General features: G+C 46.9%; 18 protein-coding genes. 8 read left to right on the forward strand and 10 right to left on the reverse strand.

Translation table 11 applies throughout. From position 1 onward, the window contains the following. Positions 1 to 9: 9 nt before the first annotated feature. Positions 10 to 492 carry a YajQ family cyclic di-GMP-binding protein gene (locus OCU74_RS08560; protein ID WP_087479321.1) on the forward strand — a complete coding sequence of 161 codons (483 nt, stop codon included), beginning with the start codon at positions 10 to 12 and terminating at the stop codon, positions 490 to 492. Between the two features lie 113 nt (positions 493 to 605). Here OCU74_RS08560 and OCU74_RS08565 read toward each other — a convergent pair whose 3' ends face one another. Beyond that, positions 606 to 962, reverse strand: a complete 357-nt coding sequence (locus OCU74_RS08565) for a YibL family ribosome-associated protein (protein ID WP_087479322.1) — start codon at positions 960 to 962, stop codon at positions 606 to 608. A 114-nt stretch (positions 963 to 1,076) separates the two neighbouring features. After that, positions 1,077 to 2,027, reverse strand: coding sequence for a precorrin-2 dehydrogenase/sirohydrochlorin ferrochelatase family protein (locus OCU74_RS08570; RefSeq protein ID WP_087479323.1), 951 nt, complete (start codon positions 2,025 to 2,027; stop codon positions 1,077 to 1,079). 473 nt (positions 2,028 to 2,500) lie between these two features. On the opposite strand from OCU74_RS08570, the gene OCU74_RS08575 reads away from it, so the two are divergent. From OCU74_RS08575 to OCU74_RS08600, 6 genes are all read left to right on the forward strand, one after another. Further along, a complete protein-coding gene (locus OCU74_RS08575) occupies positions 2,501 to 3,532 on the forward strand; it encodes an amino acid ABC transporter substrate-binding protein (protein WP_087479324.1) in 1,032 nt (343 codons plus the stop codon). A gap of 69 nt (positions 3,533 to 3,601) precedes the next feature. Then, entirely contained in the window at positions 3,602 to 4,813 is a 1,212-nt protein-coding gene (locus OCU74_RS08580; RefSeq protein WP_087479325.1) for an amino acid ABC transporter permease, read from the forward strand. 1 nt (position 4,814) lies between these two features. Beyond that, positions 4,815 to 5,912, forward strand: coding sequence for an amino acid ABC transporter permease (locus OCU74_RS08585; RefSeq protein WP_087479326.1), 1,098 nt, complete (start codon positions 4,815 to 4,817; stop codon positions 5,910 to 5,912). A 19-nt stretch (positions 5,913 to 5,931) separates the two neighbouring features. Beyond that, positions 5,932 to 6,690, forward strand: coding sequence for an amino acid ABC transporter ATP-binding protein (locus OCU74_RS08590; RefSeq protein WP_087479327.1), 759 nt, complete (start codon positions 5,932 to 5,934; stop codon positions 6,688 to 6,690). A gap of 244 nt (positions 6,691 to 6,934) precedes the next feature. Continuing rightward, positions 6,935 to 7,597 (forward strand): Bax inhibitor-1/YccA family protein, encoded by a 663-nt coding sequence (locus OCU74_RS08595; protein ID WP_087479328.1) that lies wholly within the window; start codon positions 6,935 to 6,937, stop codon positions 7,595 to 7,597. A gap of 145 nt (positions 7,598 to 7,742) precedes the next feature. Beyond that, the gene (locus OCU74_RS08600) at positions 7,743 to 8,072 is read left to right on the forward strand and encodes a TusE/DsrC/DsvC family sulfur relay protein (RefSeq protein ID WP_087479329.1); all 330 of its coding nucleotides are present in this window, start codon (positions 7,743 to 7,745) and stop codon (positions 8,070 to 8,072) included. Between the two features lie 83 nt (positions 8,073 to 8,155). On the opposite strand, the gene yccX is transcribed toward OCU74_RS08600, so the two are convergent. Next, positions 8,156 to 8,431: an acylphosphatase gene (gene yccX / locus OCU74_RS08605; RefSeq protein ID WP_087479330.1), complete on the reverse strand. Its 276-nt coding sequence runs from the start codon at positions 8,429 to 8,431 to the stop codon at positions 8,156 to 8,158. Positions 8,432 to 8,629: 198 nt separating this feature from the next. Here yccX and OCU74_RS08610 point away from each other — a divergent pair, with 198 nt between their 5' ends. Continuing rightward, positions 8,630 to 9,823: a class I SAM-dependent methyltransferase gene (locus OCU74_RS08610; RefSeq protein WP_087480083.1), complete on the forward strand. Its 1,194-nt coding sequence runs from the start codon at positions 8,630 to 8,632 to the stop codon at positions 9,821 to 9,823. Between the two features lie 48 nt (positions 9,824 to 9,871). Here the strand turns inward: OCU74_RS08610 and OCU74_RS08615 are convergent, their stop codons facing one another. The 7 genes from OCU74_RS08615 to OCU74_RS08645 all read right to left on the reverse strand — a co-directional run bounded on the left by OCU74_RS08615 (position 9,872) and on the right by OCU74_RS08645 (position 17,867). Next, positions 9,872 to 11,062 (reverse strand): M20 family metallopeptidase, encoded by a 1,191-nt coding sequence (locus OCU74_RS08615; RefSeq protein WP_200807646.1) that lies wholly within the window; start codon positions 11,060 to 11,062, stop codon positions 9,872 to 9,874. Beyond that, complete coding sequence (locus OCU74_RS08620) at positions 11,059 to 12,474, reverse strand: M20 family metallopeptidase (RefSeq protein WP_200807647.1); 1,416 nt, start codon at positions 12,472 to 12,474, stop codon at positions 11,059 to 11,061. Before OCU74_RS08620 ends, OCU74_RS08615 begins: the two co-directional genes overlap by 4 nt. A gap of 180 nt (positions 12,475 to 12,654) precedes the next feature. Continuing rightward, entirely contained in the window at positions 12,655 to 13,473 is an 819-nt protein-coding gene (locus OCU74_RS08625) for an ATP-binding cassette domain-containing protein (protein WP_200807648.1), read from the reverse strand. After that, positions 13,473 to 14,459 carry an ABC transporter ATP-binding protein gene (locus OCU74_RS08630; RefSeq protein WP_087479334.1) on the reverse strand — a complete coding sequence of 329 codons (987 nt, stop codon included), beginning with the start codon at positions 14,457 to 14,459 and terminating at the stop codon, positions 13,473 to 13,475. The genes OCU74_RS08625 and OCU74_RS08630 overlap by 1 nt, the downstream gene beginning before the upstream one ends. Before the next feature lie 10 nt (positions 14,460 to 14,469). Beyond that, positions 14,470 to 15,375: an ABC transporter permease gene (locus OCU74_RS08635; RefSeq protein ID WP_087479335.1), complete on the reverse strand. Its 906-nt coding sequence runs from the start codon at positions 15,373 to 15,375 to the stop codon at positions 14,470 to 14,472. 13 nt (positions 15,376 to 15,388) lie between these two features. Further along, complete coding sequence (locus OCU74_RS08640; protein ID WP_087479336.1) at positions 15,389 to 16,306, reverse strand: ABC transporter permease; 918 nt, start codon at positions 16,304 to 16,306, stop codon at positions 15,389 to 15,391. Between the two features lie 22 nt (positions 16,307 to 16,328). After that, on the reverse strand, positions 16,329 to 17,867 hold the full coding sequence (locus tag OCU74_RS08645; protein ID WP_087479337.1) for an ABC transporter substrate-binding protein: 1,539 nt from the start codon (positions 17,865 to 17,867) through the stop codon (positions 16,329 to 16,331). Between the last annotated feature and the right edge of the window lie 158 nt (positions 17,868 to 18,025).

An 18,025-nucleotide genomic window follows, 5' to 3' on the forward strand; every position in this document is an offset into this window, starting at 1 on the left:
AGCAGGCCCATGCCTTCTTTTGATATTGTGTCAGAAATTGATACAGTTGAATTAAAAAACGCCGTTGATAATGCGAACCGTGAACTGTCGACAAGATTCGATTTCCGAAATGTAGAAGCAAGTTTTGAACTGAAAGATGAAATCGTCAAACTCTCTGCTGAAGGTGATTTCCAACTGAAGCAGATGCTGGATATTCTGCGTGGTAATCTGGCAAAACGAGGAGTCGACGGGAATGCGATGGAATCCCAAACCGCAAGCCAGTCCGGGAAACACTGGCATCAGGAAGTTCTGTTCAAACAGGGAATCGAAACCCTTCAGGCCAAAAAAATCGTCAAAAGTATCAAAGATCAGAAACTTAAAGTTCAGGCTTCCATTCAGGGCGATAAAATCCGTGTTACCGGCAAAAAACGTGATGACCTGCAAAGCGTCATTGCATTTATCAAATCAGAAGATTTTGGTCAGCCATTTCAGTTCGATAATTTCAGAGACTAAATAGATCAGACGTCCCTAAGGTACATCCTGGACCGAAAACGCCCGCCCTGGCGATCTCACAGGGCGGGCGTTATGATGTTGGACAAATCTTATCAGCACTACATGCCAGCAAGTTAAAACTTACGTGGCGCAAAACCCGTCATCACTTCCAGACGCATCGCCTTACCCAGCTTGGTCGTCGGATGAACGATGACAAGCCCCTTGACCGACTTCTTCAGTTTACCGATATCCGCTTGCTCTTCCCGGGTGATTTCCCGTGAAAAAGCCAAATCGGATAATCTTTTCCGCTCTTTATTCAAATCGTATTCCTGCTTACTCCGCAGCGAATTGATCTGTTTATCCAACGCATCAATCTCATCGGTAAATTTACTGATCATCTCGTTATCACCCCGAGATTTGGCTGCTTCCAGCTTATGTTTACACTTGTCTAGTTGGTTGTTCAGTTGCTGGGTCTGCGCTTTTAAACTCATAGGAAATAACTCTCATCTGTTTGATAGCCGCGTAGTATACCATAAACCATGGAGATGTTACCGACACGCTGATGTCACCACTCGCTTTATCAAGATCTAGTTTGTCATCAGGTTTTAGTACATTTGGTAAAAAGCACTGCCGAAATGACGATCACCCGAAGCTCTCAAATCAGCAACCGACGAAAATACATCCGCAGTCACGACAACACAAAGACAGCGGGTTTCGTTTCTGGCTTCACTGAGTAAGTTCAATAGCTGCTCACGATTGTGAAAAGCAGATCTTTCAGCATCACGCCGACACAGCTCAAGTCCTGCCGGGGGAATATCCCGATGATAAAGTACCCGGTCGGATTGTTGCATAAACCGAACGGCTTTCATCGGCAGAAGTTCAACATCCGCATCGCAGACAACCCATACGACTTCCTGCACCAGCGTTTCAGGCTCAGCCATGCAGCGTTGATAAATCGTTTCCAGAACAGCCGGATCGCGGGTATCTTTCACCATAGGATCTGCCAGAAAAGTTTCCCAGAAACGACGACGGGCACTGACGTCAGGCAATGCGGCTTTAATGTGTTCCCTCTTTTCACCGCAAAACTGCGCCAGAACAGCCAGATTCTGAGCCAAAATAGCTTCGATTGATTCGCGAATATTTCGCACCAATACCGGCGAAGCACCACCACTTGAAATCGCAATCTGAATCTGTCCCCGATCAACCATCGCCGGAGTAATAAAGTCACAATAGGGTTGGTCATCAACAACATTGACAGGTATTCCCAATACCTTTGCATCCGCATAGATCTGATGATTCAGTTGAGGGGAATCGGTCGTTGCCCAGACCTGAACATAATTCCGGGTCAGAAACGCCTGATCATATCGCTGCTGAATCCACCGAAGCTGGCCTTCATACCATAATTCCCGAAGTACATCAGAGAGCTCTGGTGACAAAACTGTCACTTGCGCTTCAGATCTGACTAAAGCTTCCGTTTTTCTACTTGCGACTTCTCCCCCGCCAATTACTAAAACTGCTTTTTCCGTTAAATTCATAAACAGTGGAAAATATCGCATAACAATTTTAACCCTACATTAACAACTTTTACTAACTATACTACCAAAAAAGGTGCAGCAGTTTTATCGCCAGATGATGATTCGAAAATAATTGATTAAATTAACATCTAAAAATGGAATAATAATCCAATTAAATCATAAATTTTGAAATTTAAATCCAAACATTTAGTAAATAAATATACAGACGCGCTATTGCACTATTATTGAACTCAATTGCACTATTTACATTTAAATAACAATTCGCCATGCTAGCAGCAGGCTTGGTTTGTGATTACATTATAATTCCTTTTCGGGGAAATTTGAGAAAAACCTAATCCTTACCTACGCTTACAGACGATTGTTGCTAAAAAAGGAATAACGTTCTGGACAAATAGCGGTTTCGACCGCCAGAACAAATAAATACAAAATGAATTACTTGTGTCAGGAATGCCTGATTACGTTACGTATGGATCATACAGGAAGGATACAGACTAATGGCAAACACACTCAAACTTATTGCTTCGGTTGCTGCCGCATCCGCTGCAATGATGGTCACCCAATCAGCTTCAGCAGCTGACAGCACACTTGATAAAGTCCTGTCTCAGGGTTTTGTAACCTGTGGTGTCAGTACCGGTCTCCCAGGTTTCTCCAACCCGAATGCAAAAGGAGAATGGGAAGGTATTGATGTTGAATACTGTCAGGCTTTGGCATCTGCTGTTCTTGGCGATAAAAGCAAAGTAAAATTTGTTCCCTTAACAGCAAAAGAACGTTTCACCGCCCTGCAATCCGGCGAAGTTGATGTGTTATCCCGGAACACAACCTGGACACTACAACGTGATACCGCATTAGGCCTCAATTTTGTCGGTGTAACCTACTACGACGGTCAGGGATTCATGGTGAAAAAGAATCTCGGAGTCAAAAGTGCCAAAGAACTTGACGGTGCTTCTGTATGTATTCAATCCGGAACAACAACAGAGCTGAACCTTGCTGACTACTTCCGCAAAAATGGGATGTCATATAAGCCTGTAGTTTTTGATACATCAGCTCAAACAGCAAAAGGTTTTGACGCTGGCCGGTGTGATGTCCTGACTTCAGACCAGTCTCAGCTCTATGCGCTACGTGTTAACCTTCAGGATCCGAAGTCTGCTGTCGTTCTTCCGGAAATTATTTCCAAAGAACCGCTAGGGCCGGTTGTTCGTCAGGATGATGACAAATGGTTTAACGTTGCAAAATGGACCCTGTTCGCACTAGTCAACGCAGAAGAATACGGTATTACATCGAAAAATGTTGATGAGATGAAAAAATCAACCGATCCAAATATCAAACGTATTCTTGGTCTGGATGGTCCGAAAGGCACTGGCCTTGGTATCCGCGATGACTGGGGTTATCAAATCGTCAAGCAAGTCGGTAACTATGGTGAAGTATTTGAGCGTTCCGTTGGTTCAGGCTCTCCGCTTCAGATTGCCCGTGGTGTGAATGCACTATGGAATGCGGGCGGCTTCATGTATGCCCCGCCAATCCGCTAATCATATTATATAAAAAAACGGGCGGATTCATCCGCCCTTTGTCGGAAATGGATTTGAGGTTATTGCTGTATGAAGCCTGAAAATACTCATGTGTCCTCAACGAACAATGCATCTGCACCCAAAAAAGCGACACATTTATTCTACAATCCCACTTTTCGATCAGTTGTCTTTCAGATAGTAGCTGTTTTAGCACTGGTCTTTTTTATCTACACGATCGTAAATAATGCCCTGACGAATCTGGAATCCCGCGGAATTACCACCGGATTCAGCTTTCTGGATCAACCGGCAGGTTTCGGGATCAGTTTGTCTGTAATTGACTATACCGAAACCGATACCTACGGCAAAACCTTTGTCGTCGGCCTGTTAAATACTCTCCTTGTTTCGGTTATCGGTATATTCTTCGCAACGGTACTGGGATTCATCCTGGGGATTGCCCGTCTGTCATCCAACTGGCTGGTTAGCCGTTTTGCGACAATCTATGTGGAAACCTTCCGTAACATCCCACTTCTGTTACAGATTCTTTTCTGGTATTTCTCTGTATTACAGGCACTCCCCGGAAAAAGGCAAAGTCTGTCGATAGGCGATTCAGTCTTTATCAACGTCAGTGGTCTGTTTATCCCTAAACCAGTATTCGGTCCGGGAAGCGGTCTGGTATTTACTATTTTTGTTCTGGGTATTATCGCCACGATGTGCATGCATATCTGGGCCAAAAACAGGCAGAAGATTACCGGTCAACAGACCCCGATTGTCAGTATTGCTCTTGCACTCATCGTCGGTTTACCTGCCATTGCGTATTTCTGGACCGGTATGCCAATTTCAGCAGAGTATCCGGTTCTGAAACGGTTTAATTTTCAGGGTGGTATTGAAATTATTCCTGAGTTTGTTGCCTTGCTGGTTGCACTCAGTGTCTATACCGCCGCATTTATTGCGGAAATTGTCCGCTCTGGAATTAATGCAGTCAGCCACGGTCAGACTGAAGCAGCCATGTCTCTGGGGCTTCCCCGGGGTAAAACACTTAAGCTTGTCATTATCCCTCAGGCAATGCGGATTATCATTCCACCGTTAACCAGTCAATATCTGAACTTAACCAAAAACTCTTCACTCGCAGTTGCGATCGGCTATCCGGACTTAATCAATGTATTCGCGGGAACAACCCTGAATCAGACCGGACAGGCAATCGAAGTGATTTCAATGACTATGGCAGTTTATCTGACGATCAGTCTGGTGACTTCATTCCTGATGAACACATATAACCGTAAAGTTGCTTTGGTGGAGAGATAAGATGAAAGTACATCAATTTCAACCTGATCTGCCGCCACCGACGAATACAACCGGTGTGTTCGGCTGGATGCGTAAACATTTATTCAGCAGCGTATTTAATTCAGCGCTGACTATCGTTCTGGCTTATCTGGCATTTACAGGACTATATCATCTGATCGACTGGGCACTGATCAAAGCCGATTGGGTCGGCGAAACCCGGGATGCCTGCTCAAAAGAAGGTGCATGCTGGGTATTGATTAACGTTCGTTTCAATCAGTTTATGTTTGGGTTCTATCCGGAAGCTGAGCTTTGGCGGCCTAAATTCTTCTATGCAACGCTGGCAATTCTGATTGCCCTGCTGGCTTATCCGAAAACACCTAAACGTGGCTGGTTGGCACTGTTTACACTGACTGCGTACCCAGTTTTGATGGCCGGACTGCTGCATGGTGGACTTCTGGAACTGCCGGTTGTCGAAACCTATAAATGGGGCGGCCTGTTGGTCACACTGGTACTCGCTCTGGTCGGTATTGTGGCGTCACTGCCTATTGGGGTATTACTCGCTCTGGGCCGCCGTTCTCATATGCCGGTCATTCGGAGTTTATGTACTGTGTATATTGAAGTCTGGCGGGGTGTTCCTTTGATCACCGTACTGTTTATGGCTTCAGTGATGCTCCCGCTGTTTATGTCAGCCGGCTCAGAAACCGATAAGCTGGTTCGGGCTCTGATCGGGGTAACCCTATTCAGTGCCGCTTATATTGCGGAGGTTATCCGGGGAGGCTTACAGGCTATTCCGAAAGGACAGTATGAAGCTGCGGATTCTCTGGGACTCAGCTACTCCAAAAAAATGGGGCTAATCATTTTACCTCAGGCTTTGAAAATCACGATTCCTTCGATCGTGAATACATTTATAGACCTGTTTAAGGATACCAGTCTGGTACTCATTATCGGTATGTTTGATGTGCTTGGTATCGGTCAGGCTGCGAATACCGATCCGAACTGGCTTGGTTTCTCAACCGAAAGTTATGCATTTGTCGCGTTAGTGTTCTGGGTATTTTGTTTTGGCATGTCGAGATATTCGATCTGGCTGGAAAACAAATTGCATACGGGTCACAAACGGTAAAAATTTCAAGGAACGTATTATGACGCTACAAACCCAAGATAAAGAAGTCGTGATCCAAATTAAGGATATGAACAAGTGGTACGGAGAATTCCACGTTTTGAAAAATATCAACCTGAACGTGGCAAAAGGTGAACGTATTGTTATCTGCGGTCCTTCCGGATCCGGAAAATCTACCATGATCCGTTGTATTAACCGTCTGGAAGAGCACCAGAAGGGACAAATTATTGTGGCTGGACATGAACTGACTGAAGACTTAAAAGATATCGAAGCGGTTCGCCGTGAAGTCGGCATGTGTTTCCAGCATTTTAACCTTTTCCCTCACCTGACGGTTCTGGAAAACTGTACACTGGCACCAATCTGGGTCAAGAAAATGCCAAAGGACGAAGCAGAAGCCATTGCCATGAAGTATCTGGAGCGGGTTAAGATTCCCAATCAGGCGAATAAATATCCGGGGCAGCTTTCCGGTGGTCAGCAACAACGTGTTGCAATTGCCCGTTCTCTGTGTATGAATCCTCACATAATGCTGTTTGATGAACCCACTTCAGCGCTGGATCCGGAAATGGTCCGGGAAGTGTTGGATGTAATGGTTGAGCTGGCAGAAGAAGGCATGACCATGTTATGTGTTACGCATGAGATGGGCTTTGCCAAAGAAGTGGCTGACCGGGTTATCTTTATGGATGCAGGTGAAATTATTGAAGAAAACAACCCGAAAGATTTCTTTGAAAACCCTCAGTCGGACCGGACCCAGAACTTTCTGGCGCAAATCTTACAGCATTAATAGCAAATTAAAACAAACTGTTTTACTGATAAGGCGCTTTATGCGCCTTATTTTTCATCTGGTATCCTTCATTGAGGGCTATGAGTTGTTTTTTCTCAGAAAAATTGTGTTACAACTTCATCACAGTATTGAAGTTCATTTTTGACTAAGATAAGGTCATAACATTGGTGAAAGGGTTGAAGTGAAGAACTTTTGCCCCCATAAAGAGTCTTAAGTAACAGACAATCACAGTACGAGGAAGCGTATGAACCGTCCTATGTATTCACGCACATCAACTATCGATAGTGCATTTCAAACCAACAAAGTGCTGAGAAACACCTATGCCTTATTAGGGATGACGCTCTTATGGTCTGCCCTTATTGCAGGCGTTTCCATGGCGATGAATCTTCCCTCTCCCGGATTGATCATCATGTTGGTCGGCTTCTATGGTTTACTGTTCCTGACCGAAAAGAACCGCAATAACAGTATGGGACTGGTCTTTACCTTCCTGTTTACCGGTTTCCTCGGCTACACACTAGGCCCGATTTTAAATATGTATATCGGTGCCGGTTTGGGAGATGTTGTCGTTATGGCACTTGGTGGCACAGCGCTGACCTTTATGGCAGCTTCAGCTTACGCACTGACAACCAAACGTGACTTGTCATTCCTGAACGGTATGTTAATGGCTGGTTTTGTCGTACTGCTGGTCGGTGTTATTGCAAATATATTCCTGCAATTACCGGCGCTGCATCTGGCAATCAGCGGGCTATTCGTCCTGTTTTCAACCGGTGCAATTCTGCTGACAACTCAGCAAATCATCCGCGGCGGAGAAACCAATTACATTTCCGCAACCATTACGTTGTATGTTTCGATCTACAACCTGTTCCTCAGCCTGCTACAATTACTCGGTGTAATGAACGACGATTAATTGTCCTACAGAATGAGCAAAGAAAAGGTCCGGAATCCGGGCCTTTTTTATTGGGTGCATAAAAAATTTTCTGGCATGATATTGTTTCATGACGAGAGCTTCGCTACCCTTATCGCGTTCTAATTGATGAGGCAGTACATAATTTATGTTCGAATATAACGGTCAGACAATCGAAACAGACAGTGAAGGCTACCTGCTCGACCACTCTCAATGGGAAGAAGGTATGATTCCCCTTCTGGCCGAATCCGAAGGCATCGAATTAACCGAAGCACATCTGGAAGTTATTCATTTTGTCAGAGAGTTCTACGAGGAATACAACACCTCACCGGCCATTCGTATGCTGGTCAAAGCGATGGAAAAAGCCCACGGCCCGGAAAAGGGAAATAGTAAATATCTTTTCAAACTATTCAGAAAGGGGCCGGCAAAGCAGGCAACCAAACTGGCAGGATTGCCCAAACCGGCCAAATGTCTGTAGCTTCAGCTGTTATAGCCGAATGCAATAATTAAACGATAACAGCCCAGGCTAAATCGTCGTAGAACAAACCACCCGGCAGCAGATTACTGGATAGCAAATCCCCGATATGGTTTCTCACTCTTAAAATCTGCCCGGACAACATCTTCCACACGAGCCATCGGAGAACCCTGATGGAGCCAGCGATAAAATGATTCCAGTTTATCGGCTTCACCACAGGCAACAACCTCAACATCACCGTTATGCAGATTTTTTGCGTATCCGGTTAATCCAAGTTTCAACGCCTGATGCGACGTGTAATAACGAAAGCCAACGCCCTGGACGATTCCTTTCACAATAAAGATTTCTCTCTTTTGTTCCATATTCAGCTCCTTCTTTGCTGGGCGTGAAACTCGCTCACCGGGATAATGATACCGGATCAATACGCCATACTGACAGTATATCCAAATTCTTAGCGAATGTTACGGAGCCTGTCTCACTATCAGTCATAACCGTCGCCGATTGCTTTTCATCATCACATCATCGACAATACGCCTTTTTTCAAGCAACAGAAAATGCCTATGACAGCCGCTATCTATCTCGCCAAAGGGCGGGACAAATCTCTCCGCCGCCGACACCCATGGATCTTCTCCCGTGCAATCGAACATGTGAAAGGTGATCCGGTCTCTGGTCAGACGGTTGATGTCTACAGCCATGACGGCCAGTGGCTGGCAAAAGCCGGCTTTTCTCCGCAATCACAAATCCGGGCTAGAGTCTGGAGTTTTGAACAAACAGAGATTGATACTGCCTTTTTCATTCAGCGTATCCGGCAGGCACAGCAACTCAGAGAAGAGATTATCCGGCAGGGTCAGTTAACCGGCTACCGTCTGATTGCCGCAGAATCCGATGGCTTACCGGGCATTACGATTGATAAATACGATCATTATCTGGTCTGTCAGTTATTGAGTGCAGCAGCCGAATACCTGAAACCATCGCTGGTTGAAGCACTCAGAACATGTTACCCCGAGTGCCATATTTACGAACGTTCAGACGTTGCCGTCCGTAAAAAAGAAGGTTTGCAGGAACAGGTCGGTGTTCTGTATGGCGAAGCCCCGACAGCTCCGGTTGTCATTGAAGAGAATGGAATAAAAATTAGTGTTGATATCATCAATGGACATAAAACCGGCTTCTATCTGGATCAACGGGACAGCCGCCTGCACGCCATGAAATATGTTCAGGATAAAGAGGTATTGAATTGCTTCTCGTATACCGGCGGGTTTGGACTCTATGCACTCAAAGGTGGCGCTAAACGAGTGATTAATGCTGATGTTTCCCAGCCGGCACTCGATACAGCGAAAGCTAACGCATTATTAAATGATTTCGATATTTCCAAAAAACGGGCCGTATTTCTGAATGCCGATGTATTTAAGCTATTGCGAGAATACCGTGACCAAGGCACCCGGTTTGATGTCGTTATTATGGATCCGCCAAAATTTGCCGAGTCAAAAGCACAGCTCAATGGCGCCTGTCGGGGATATAAAGATATCAACATGTTGGCGATGCAGATTCTCAGACCGGGTGGCACACTACTCACCTACTCCTGCTCCGGCCTGATGGACCAGATGCTGTTTCAGAAAATTATTGCTGATGCGGCACTGGATGCCGGACGGAGCGTTAAGTTTGTTGAACGTTTTGCTCAGGCAGCCGATCATCCGACCGACTCAGCTTATCCAGAAGGCTTCTACCTCAAAGGCTTTGCCTGTAAGGTGTTTTAACCCGATGGGAAAACAAGCCGGGATAACAACTTCCGGCTTGTTATCCATTCATAGAACAAGTTTTCCCAAACCAACTCTTAAACAACAACGGGCAACAATCTGGGCCCGCTTCACCAGTGTCCCCAGATCACAGAACTCCTGAGTTGTGTGCATATAAGCCCCGACCGGCCCTGTTGCACATAAAGTAGGAATTCCCATTGCCGCCGTCCATCCGGCATCAGAGCATCCTCCGGTAAATTCTCCGGTTATATTCAGCTCACCAAGCGATGCAGCCTCTTGCTGATAAACTTCCAGTAACGACTGGCTCATCCGGGGCTCAAGGGGCAGAAAATAGGCTAATCGCTGCATTCTGGCACTTGCACCTTCAACATAATGACTTTCAAGACAAGTCTGGAGCGCCTGATGCAAAAACTCTCCCTGTGCCTGAGTTTTAAACCGGATATCCACTTTCGCCTGAGCTGATTCAGCAACAGTATTCGGTGTTAAGCCCCCGGAGATCACACCAACATTAGTCGTAAGCCCCTGCTCATAATCGGTTAACTGGTGAATTTTCTGAATAATCCTGACCAGAGCTTCAACAGCACTCACACCATCCTGATGACTTACGCCGGCATGAGCGGCACGCCCCGAGACATCAATCTGATAGACAGCTCCGCCTTTACGTGCAGCAACCACATTGCCACTGATTCTCCCCGGCTCGGCATTCAGTACCGCCTGAGCACCCTGAATATAACGCTCGATCAACGCCCGTCCCCGGGGAGAGCCAATTTCTTCATCAACCGTCAGCAACATTTTTACAGTAAACGGTAATAATGTACCTGACTCCTGCTCCAGTTGCTGCAATGCGGCCAGAACAAAACAGTTCATCATGACGCCGGCTTTCATATCGGCTACACCCGGCCCATAAGCTTTTTCACCCTCAACCGAATAAGGCCGTTCACCAGCAGTTCCCCGGGGGAAAACGGTATCCAGATGGCCGGTCAGAAAGATAACAGGCTGCTTATCCGAAGAACCACCAACCCAGGCCAAAACACCACAAGTGTCTTGCTCTTCCAGTAAAATATTCTCAATCCGCTGTTCAGTCAGCCAGTGACAGACTTGTCTGGCAATAGCACAAACATCATCACGATCATGACTGAACGAATCGCAATTTACCAACCAGGCCAGCATTCGTTCCATATCGGGGCGCTGCCTGCTTAACCATTGAGTTAACCAGTCAAACCATAATTGTGATTTCACAACCTTTGCTCCCGGACTAATTGACCCTGTGCTCCCAGATCCCAGAAAATACCGGTCATCAGTTGCAATGATTCCAGCGCCACCGAACCGAGCATATGCTCATTGGGACCATGTTGCAGGCAGGCAGGATACGAATGAGGAATCCAGACTGTTGGTAACCCAAGCGTATTGGCAAAACAGTCATTCGGCAGTGATCCTCCCAGATTAGGCAATAAAATGGCTGTTTTTCCAGTTGATTGCTCAATGGAACTCAGAGCCCAGTGAACCCAGGGATCTTCCGGCTCAAGCCGGGTTGCTTCCATCTGCACAACGCCACTGGCTTCAACCACAACATCGTCAAAGCCGGATGCAGCCAAATGTTCCCGAATCGTTTTCAGAAAGTTGTTACTATCACTGCCGACAACGTAGCGGATCTGAGCATGTAAAGACGCTTCTCCGGGAATCGCATTTGCCGGAGCATCCGGATTACCAGCCTTACAGGCTAGAATCTCCAGAGTATTCCAGCCAAAAACCCGCTCTGCGGGAGTCAGCCCCGGTTCTCCCCATGCAGTACAGATTTTGGGATCATTTTCACCCTGTCCCACAGGAACATCCTGTACCGCCCGGCGGACAGACTCCGGTAAAGACGAAGGAAGTAAACCCGGTACCAGAATCCGTCCCTGCGCATCAATCAGAGTACTCCAGGCATGCATTAAACGAGTCCCGGCATTGACTAAAAGTCCGCCCCAGTTCCCGGAATGATGAGCTCCATCTCTGAGCCTGACCCGCATATCAAAATTTAACGATCCCCGGGAACCAAGGAATACTGTCGGATGTAACGCAGCAGCTCTCGGACCATCCGATGCTATAAACAGGTCGGCAGCTAAACGGGAACGATGCAGGCGACAGAACTCCGCCAGTCCCGGAGATCCAGCCTCCTCTCCCATTTCAAACAACACTTTAACATTGAATCCAAGGTGACCCCGCGTTTCCAGAACAGTCCGGAGCGCTGCCAGATTAATGGTATGTTGCCCCTTATTATCTGCCGTGCCCCGTCCATAAAGGAAGTCACCATCAACAGTTAGTTGCCATGGATTGAGCCCTTCCTGCCATTGCGTATCATACCCCCGCACGACATCACCGTGTCCATATGTTAATAGTGTTATAGCATCAGGATCTTCAATCCGTTCCGCCAATAAAAAAGGCCAGGCCGATGGATTTTCCGAAGCAGGGTTCGGCAGTATGTCACACTGAAACCCCATCTCGCATAAATAAGGGATTACCTGTTCGGTCAGATATTGTGCCAGAGCCGGATATCCGTCAGGAATCTGGCTTTCGCTGCGAATCGCAACACGCTGACTCAACTCATGGATAAACTGTCCCCGATGATAGTATTCGGAAACCTTTTCAATGGCTTGCTCACGAGTCATCATCTCTCCTTAGATTCATTTTATCTTTTTAAGTACGGAACAAACCCCCGGCATTCACTTCAGGTGAAACCGTTCAATATGGAGAAGGCTTCTCCATTTCAGGTATAGAATTTGTCCCATGACAAAAATGGTAATGGCGAAAATTCAGCTTTCAGGTAAACACCGTTATCCCAAAGAGCTGAACTACTGCCAGTGTATTTCCGGTAGCTCAGGAAGATCCAAACCGGGCTCCGGTGTCAGAATCGAAGCCAGCAACGCTTTGGTATATTCGTGTTGTGGTGAATAAAAAACCTGCTCACAGTCACCTTCCTCAACAATTTCTCCCCGGTACATTACAGCGACCCGGTCAGCCAGATGCTCAACTACAGCCAGATTGTGACTAATGAACAGATAAGTCAGTCCCAGCTCTTCTTTCAGTTCAAGCAGCAGATTCAGAATCTGAGCCTGTACTGAAACATCCAGAGCCGATGTCGGTTCATCACAAATCAGAATTCTGGGTTGCAAAATTAAAGCCCGGGCAATTGCAACCCGCTGCCGCTGGCCTCCGGAAAGCTGTCCGGGATACTGTGCCAGCAGGCGGTCAGGCAAGCCGACCTTTTCAGCAATCTGACGAACAGCATCTGCCTGTGACGCCCGGTTTCCCTGTTGGTGAAGCTGTAAAGGCAGACGGATAATTTCACTGATTTTCTTGCGTGGATTGAGAGACGAATAGGGATCCTGAAATACCGGCTGAATCATCTTTGCCAATGCCAGACGATCAGACAAATCAATCTGCTTATTGGCAATCAGAACATCGCCGTCACTGGGAGAAAGTAATCCCAGAATCATTTTTGCCAGAGTACTCTTACCGCATCCCGACTCTCCGACCAGACCTAGGACTTCTCCGGGTCGAATTCTCAGACTAACCTGATTCACTGCGGTAAAACGGCTTTTTTGTTGCCACATCCCCTTCTTCATATCGAAATGGCGGGAAAGATGACATAGCTCCAGTGCATAATTCATTATGAGGCCTCCTTCCATAGCGTCGTTTGATGAAGTGGACAGCGCACCCAATGCTGTGGTCCGGACTCTATTAGTGACGGTGTCACAGAGTCACATGAGGCAGAACGCCGTGAACAACGGTTTGCAAAAGCACATCCCTGCATCTCTCCAATCAGACTGGGAACGACACCGTTGATTGTCGCAAGCTTCCCTTCCGGACCAGTTTTTCCGGGGACCGGAATACAACTTAATAAACCTTGTGTATACGGATGATGCGGTGAGCGGAAAATTTCTGTCACACCACCACTCTCAACCACCTGCCCTGCATACATTACTGCAACCCGGTCAGCAATCCGGGCAACAACCCCCAGATCATGCGTAATAAAAATGACTGCAGTACCAAACTCCTGTTGTAATTCCCTGATCAAACGGAGAATCTGAGCCTGAATCGTCACATCCAGGGCAGTCGTCGGCTCATCGGCAATAATCAAATCAGGGCTACACATTAGTGCCATAGCAATCATAACCCGTTGCCGTAATCCTCCGGATAGCTGATGAGGATACTGATTGAGGCGCTCTTCGGCATGTGGAACTCCGGTGCGTTGTAACAGATAAATCGCTCTTTCACGAGCTTCGGCCTTACTGATCCGTTTATGGGCAATAATACCCTCGCATAACTGATCTCCCAGCTTGAGCGATGGATTAAGCGAAGTCATCGGTTCCTGAAAAATCATCGACATCCGTAAGCCACGAATCCCGCTCTTCGGCGTACTCAGTAAATCATGTCCATCAAATGTCATGGTGCTGGCTTCACAACGTGCTTTTTTCGGAAGCAATCCCATCAAAGCCATAGAAGTCATAGATTTACCGCACCCGGATTCTCCCACGATACACAGCATTTCTCCCCGGTTGACGGTTAAATCAACACCCCGGACGGCATGAAGCGGACCATTAGCTGTCGGTAAAGTCACTTGCAGATCACGAATAGTTAACAATGCCTGTTCCATAATGTTCTCCTTAATTCCGGTTTTGAGGTGCATTCAAATCACGAAGCCCGTCACCAACCAGATTAATTGCCAGTACCATGATCATCAGAGCAATTCCGGGAATCCCAATCACCCACGGCTGAAAAAACATATAGGCTTTTCCTTCGGCAACCATCAGTCCCCAGGAAGGAAGCGGCGGCTGAACACCTAATCCCAGAAACGATAAAGTTGCTTCCAGCAGAATGGCATGTGCCATTTCTAGTGTTGCCACCACAATCAGCGGACTCAGAATATTCGGGAGTAACTCCCGGAGCAGAATGTAATAATTCGAAGCACCGAGCACTTTCGCAGCAGCAATGAATTCTGCTTCCCTTAACTGCTGTGTTGTGGCTCTGGCAACCACAGCAAAGCGATCCCATAACAGTAGCCCCAACAGTATAATGACTACCTGCAGTGAACCACCAACTAGTGAAGCCATCGCCAAAGCGACCAGAATCACCGGCATCGCCAGACGCGTCGTGATCAGATAGCTGATTACCGCATCGGTTCTGCCACCGAAATAACCGGCAACAATGCCTAATGTGGTCCCAATCAAACCGGAAATCATGACAGCAGCTAAACCAATCACCAAAGAAATCCGCGCACCGTATAGCAACCGACTGAAATAGTCCCGCCCTAGCTTGTCGGTTCCCAGCCAATGTTCCCAGCTTCCCTGATCATGCCAGACCGGAGGAATCATCCGCTGCATAACATCCTGCGCATATGGATCCTGTGGTGCAATCCATGGAGCCAGAAGTGCAATCACTGCAATAACAAGTAAGATAGTTCCGCCAAGCATCAAACTCTTATAGCCGAGCCAGCGGTTGATAGCCCGGCGCCACGGTGGAATTTCAGGCAAATGTTGAGAGACAGAATGAGAACAGGTTGCCGATACCATAATGAACTCCTTATCAGGCGATTCTCAATTTTGGATCCAGCACCGCATTAAGCAGATCTGCCAGAAACGTCAAAACGATATAGAAAACAGCAATCAGCAAAACAATTGCCTGAACAACTGGATAGTCATTACGAGCAATAGAATCCCATGCAAGCTGTCCCAGTCCTCTGAGTGAAAATACGGATTCAATGACAATCGAACCACCCAGCATAAAACCAAGTTCTACCGCTAATAATGCAACCACAGGGATCACTGCATTTCTCAGCGCATGTTTCAGTACAACACGAGTTTCGCTAATCCCTTTCGCTCTGGCCGTCCGGATATAATCTGCACCCAGCACTTCCAGCATCCCGGTTCGGGTCAAACGCATGATCGACGGTGTCGCATAATATCCCAAAGCAATAGCAGGTAAGATAAAGTGCCGCCAGCTTCCGGCACCACCAGCCGGAAGCCAGTGCAGATTAACGGCAAAGATAATGATAAGTACCAGACCAAAAAAGAAACTCGGCATCGCCTGACCAAAGACTGCAATAAGTAAAGCCAGTCGATCAATCCAGCTGTCTTGCTTAATGGCGGCGACAACTCCTAAAGGAATAGCGACAAAAGTTGCAATACCCAGCGCCACAGCCCCTAATGTCAGCGTTACCGGTAGCCGTTCACCAATCAGGGACATCACAGACTCCGGGAAATAATATGAATCACCGAAATTAAGCTGAAGCGCATGCCATAACCATGTCAGATATTGCAACATAATCGGCTGATCAAGTCCGAACTGGACCCGGATCTGTTCAACCTGATCGGCTGTCGCTTCCGGCCCGGCAATCGCTGTAGCCAGATCGCCGGAGAGATGGAGTAACATAAAACAGATAGCTGAGACGGTCAGCGCAACACTCAATGCCATGATCAACCGCCGGAAAGTATACCCAAGCATGAGAAACCTCCTTGTTGTGCTGTTATTTCCAGCTTGCTTCCCAGAATCTCGGTAGCTCGTCGGGATAAGCCTTAAAATTCAGATCGGATGTAAATGCATAATTACTGGTATAAGAGAACATCGGAGCCCAGTAAGCTTCCTGAGTAATCTGATGAATGGCCTTCTGGTAGTAATCCTGCCGGACCTTTGGATCAACTGAGTTGTCTGCTGTTTCCAGCCACTGTTTAACCTGTGTGTCCCGGTCCTGATCATCGGCACCACCTTTGAAGTAGATACTGATAATTGCTGAAGCATCATTGATAGAGTAAGAGCCCCAGGTCTGGAATGACATCGGTACATGTCCGGCCCGTAGTTCATCCCGTAAAGCCGCATACGTCATATAATGGAGTTTGGCCTGTATACCGATCTGGTGCAGATATCCAATCACAGCTTCAGCATAATCTCTGTCCCGGTAAGCATAGATATCGGTTGAAAAACCGTAGGGATATCCGGCTTCAGCCAGAAGTGAACGGGCTTTTTCCGGGTTATACGGATATTTCACCGCTGCATCATCTTCGCAACCAAACTGTTCAGGAAAGCAAGGAGTATAAAGCGGACGGCTTCCACCACGGACCAGTTGATCAGCCAATACCTTCCGGTCGAGGGCATAATTGACTGCTTCACGAACTTTCAGCTTTTTAAACGGGGAATCCTCACGATCCGTTCCCCGGCTATTCAATGACAAGTATCCGACCCGCATGGTTTCACTACTGAGAACGGAAATGTTCGGCATGCTTTTTAACTGTTCAGCCTGATCGGATGGAACCCGCCAAATCCAGTCAACCTGACCGGTCATCAGCTGTGCCAGACGGGTATCCTGATCAGGAATCAGGACAAACTTCAGTTTCTTTATTTTGGGTTGTCCAATCGGGCTATCACTGAAGTAATCGACATTTCGTTCCAGATCAACTTCCTGCCCACTGATCACTTTTACAATTTTATACGGGCCAGTTCCAATCGGTGCTTTGTCAAAACCAGCCAAACCGACCTTCTTGAAATATTTTTCCGGGTAAACAGGCAAGGGTCCGGCAAGATATTCCAAAGCCGCTGGAAACGGTTTCTTCAGCTCAAATTCAACCGTGTATTGATCCAGTTTTCTGACCTGCCTGATCCAGTTGACATTCTGTAATGTCACCACTTTGGACTCTGGTGTCAGAACATAGTTGAAAGTAAAAGCCACATCATCAGCTGTTAGTGGATCACCATTCTGGAATCGAACTCCCTGACGCAGATTAAATACCAAATGTGTATCATCCTTCCATGTCCAGTCAGTGGCCAGCATCGGTAGATATTTTCCACTGTCAGGATCACGATAAACCAGTGTGTCCCAGGCCAAGTGGCCGAGAATGACGCCTTCCCGCAGATTATTATGGTAAGGGCTGATATTTTCCGGCCAGCTGTTCGACGCATAAACCAGTGTATCATCAAATTTTCCAGCCAAAGCACTGCTTGCTAAAGTCAGGCTTCCCAAGGTCACTAAAAATGTAATCGTCCACGCGGTAACACGTTTTATCCAAAACATAAGCTCTTCCTTAATCCTGTAAAAATCCCTTTCGTACCGGATCGGTGCTTATCTGCCGATACTCTATTTATCGATACTATGGGAAGAGAATCGTTGCTACAATTAGAAAATAAGCAATATATCGTTGCCTTAAATGCAACTCTAATGCTTCAAAACAG

Origin of the sequence: Vibrio mangrovi, assembly GCF_024346955.1 — a bacterium.
In the GTDB taxonomy this organism is placed as follows: Bacteria; Pseudomonadota; Gammaproteobacteria; order Enterobacterales; family Vibrionaceae; genus Vibrio; species Vibrio mangrovi.

What these genes read in the sequence shown, in the direction of transcription:
- OCU74_RS08590 (WP_087479327.1), top strand. Translation starts at nt 5,932, where the DNA reads ATGACGCTACAAACCCAAGATAAAGAAGTCGTGATCCAAATTAAGGAT.
- OCU74_RS08585 (WP_087479326.1), top strand. Translation starts at nt 4,815, where the DNA reads ATGAAAGTACATCAATTTCAACCTGATCTGCCGCCACCGACGAATACA.
- OCU74_RS08635 (WP_087479335.1), bottom strand. Translation starts at nt 15,375, where the DNA reads ATGGTATCGGCAACCTGTTCTCATTCTGTCTCTCAACATTTGCCTGAA.
- OCU74_RS08600 (WP_087479329.1), top strand. Translation starts at nt 7,743, where the DNA reads ATGTTCGAATATAACGGTCAGACAATCGAAACAGACAGTGAAGGCTAC.
- OCU74_RS08580 (WP_087479325.1), top strand. Translation starts at nt 3,602, where the DNA reads ATGAAGCCTGAAAATACTCATGTGTCCTCAACGAACAATGCATCTGCA.
- OCU74_RS08640 (WP_087479336.1), bottom strand. Translation starts at nt 16,306, where the DNA reads ATGCTTGGGTATACTTTCCGGCGGTTGATCATGGCATTGAGTGTTGCG.
- OCU74_RS08620 (WP_200807647.1), bottom strand. Translation starts at nt 12,474, where the DNA reads ATGATGACTCGTGAGCAAGCCATTGAAAAGGTTTCCGAATACTATCAT.
- OCU74_RS08645 (WP_087479337.1), bottom strand. Translation starts at nt 17,867, where the DNA reads ATGTTTTGGATAAAACGTGTTACCGCGTGGACGATTACATTTTTAGTG.
- OCU74_RS08630 (WP_087479334.1), bottom strand. Translation starts at nt 14,459, where the DNA reads ATGGAACAGGCATTGTTAACTATTCGTGATCTGCAAGTGACTTTACCG.
- OCU74_RS08570 (WP_087479323.1), bottom strand. Translation starts at nt 2,027, where the DNA reads ATGCGATATTTTCCACTGTTTATGAATTTAACGGAAAAAGCAGTTTTA.
- OCU74_RS08575 (WP_087479324.1), top strand. Translation starts at nt 2,501, where the DNA reads ATGGCAAACACACTCAAACTTATTGCTTCGGTTGCTGCCGCATCCGCT.
- OCU74_RS08625 (WP_200807648.1), bottom strand. Translation starts at nt 13,473, where the DNA reads ATGAATTATGCACTGGAGCTATGTCATCTTTCCCGCCATTTCGATATG.
- OCU74_RS08595 (WP_087479328.1), top strand. Translation starts at nt 6,935, where the DNA reads ATGAACCGTCCTATGTATTCACGCACATCAACTATCGATAGTGCATTT.
- OCU74_RS08610 (WP_087480083.1), top strand. Translation starts at nt 8,630, where the DNA reads ATGACAGCCGCTATCTATCTCGCCAAAGGGCGGGACAAATCTCTCCGC.
- yccX (WP_087479330.1), bottom strand. Translation starts at nt 8,431, where the DNA reads ATGGAACAAAAGAGAGAAATCTTTATTGTGAAAGGAATCGTCCAGGGC.
- OCU74_RS08560 (WP_087479321.1), top strand. Translation starts at nt 10, where the DNA reads ATGCCTTCTTTTGATATTGTGTCAGAAATTGATACAGTTGAATTAAAA.
- OCU74_RS08565 (WP_087479322.1), bottom strand. Translation starts at nt 962, where the DNA reads ATGAGTTTAAAAGCGCAGACCCAGCAACTGAACAACCAACTAGACAAG.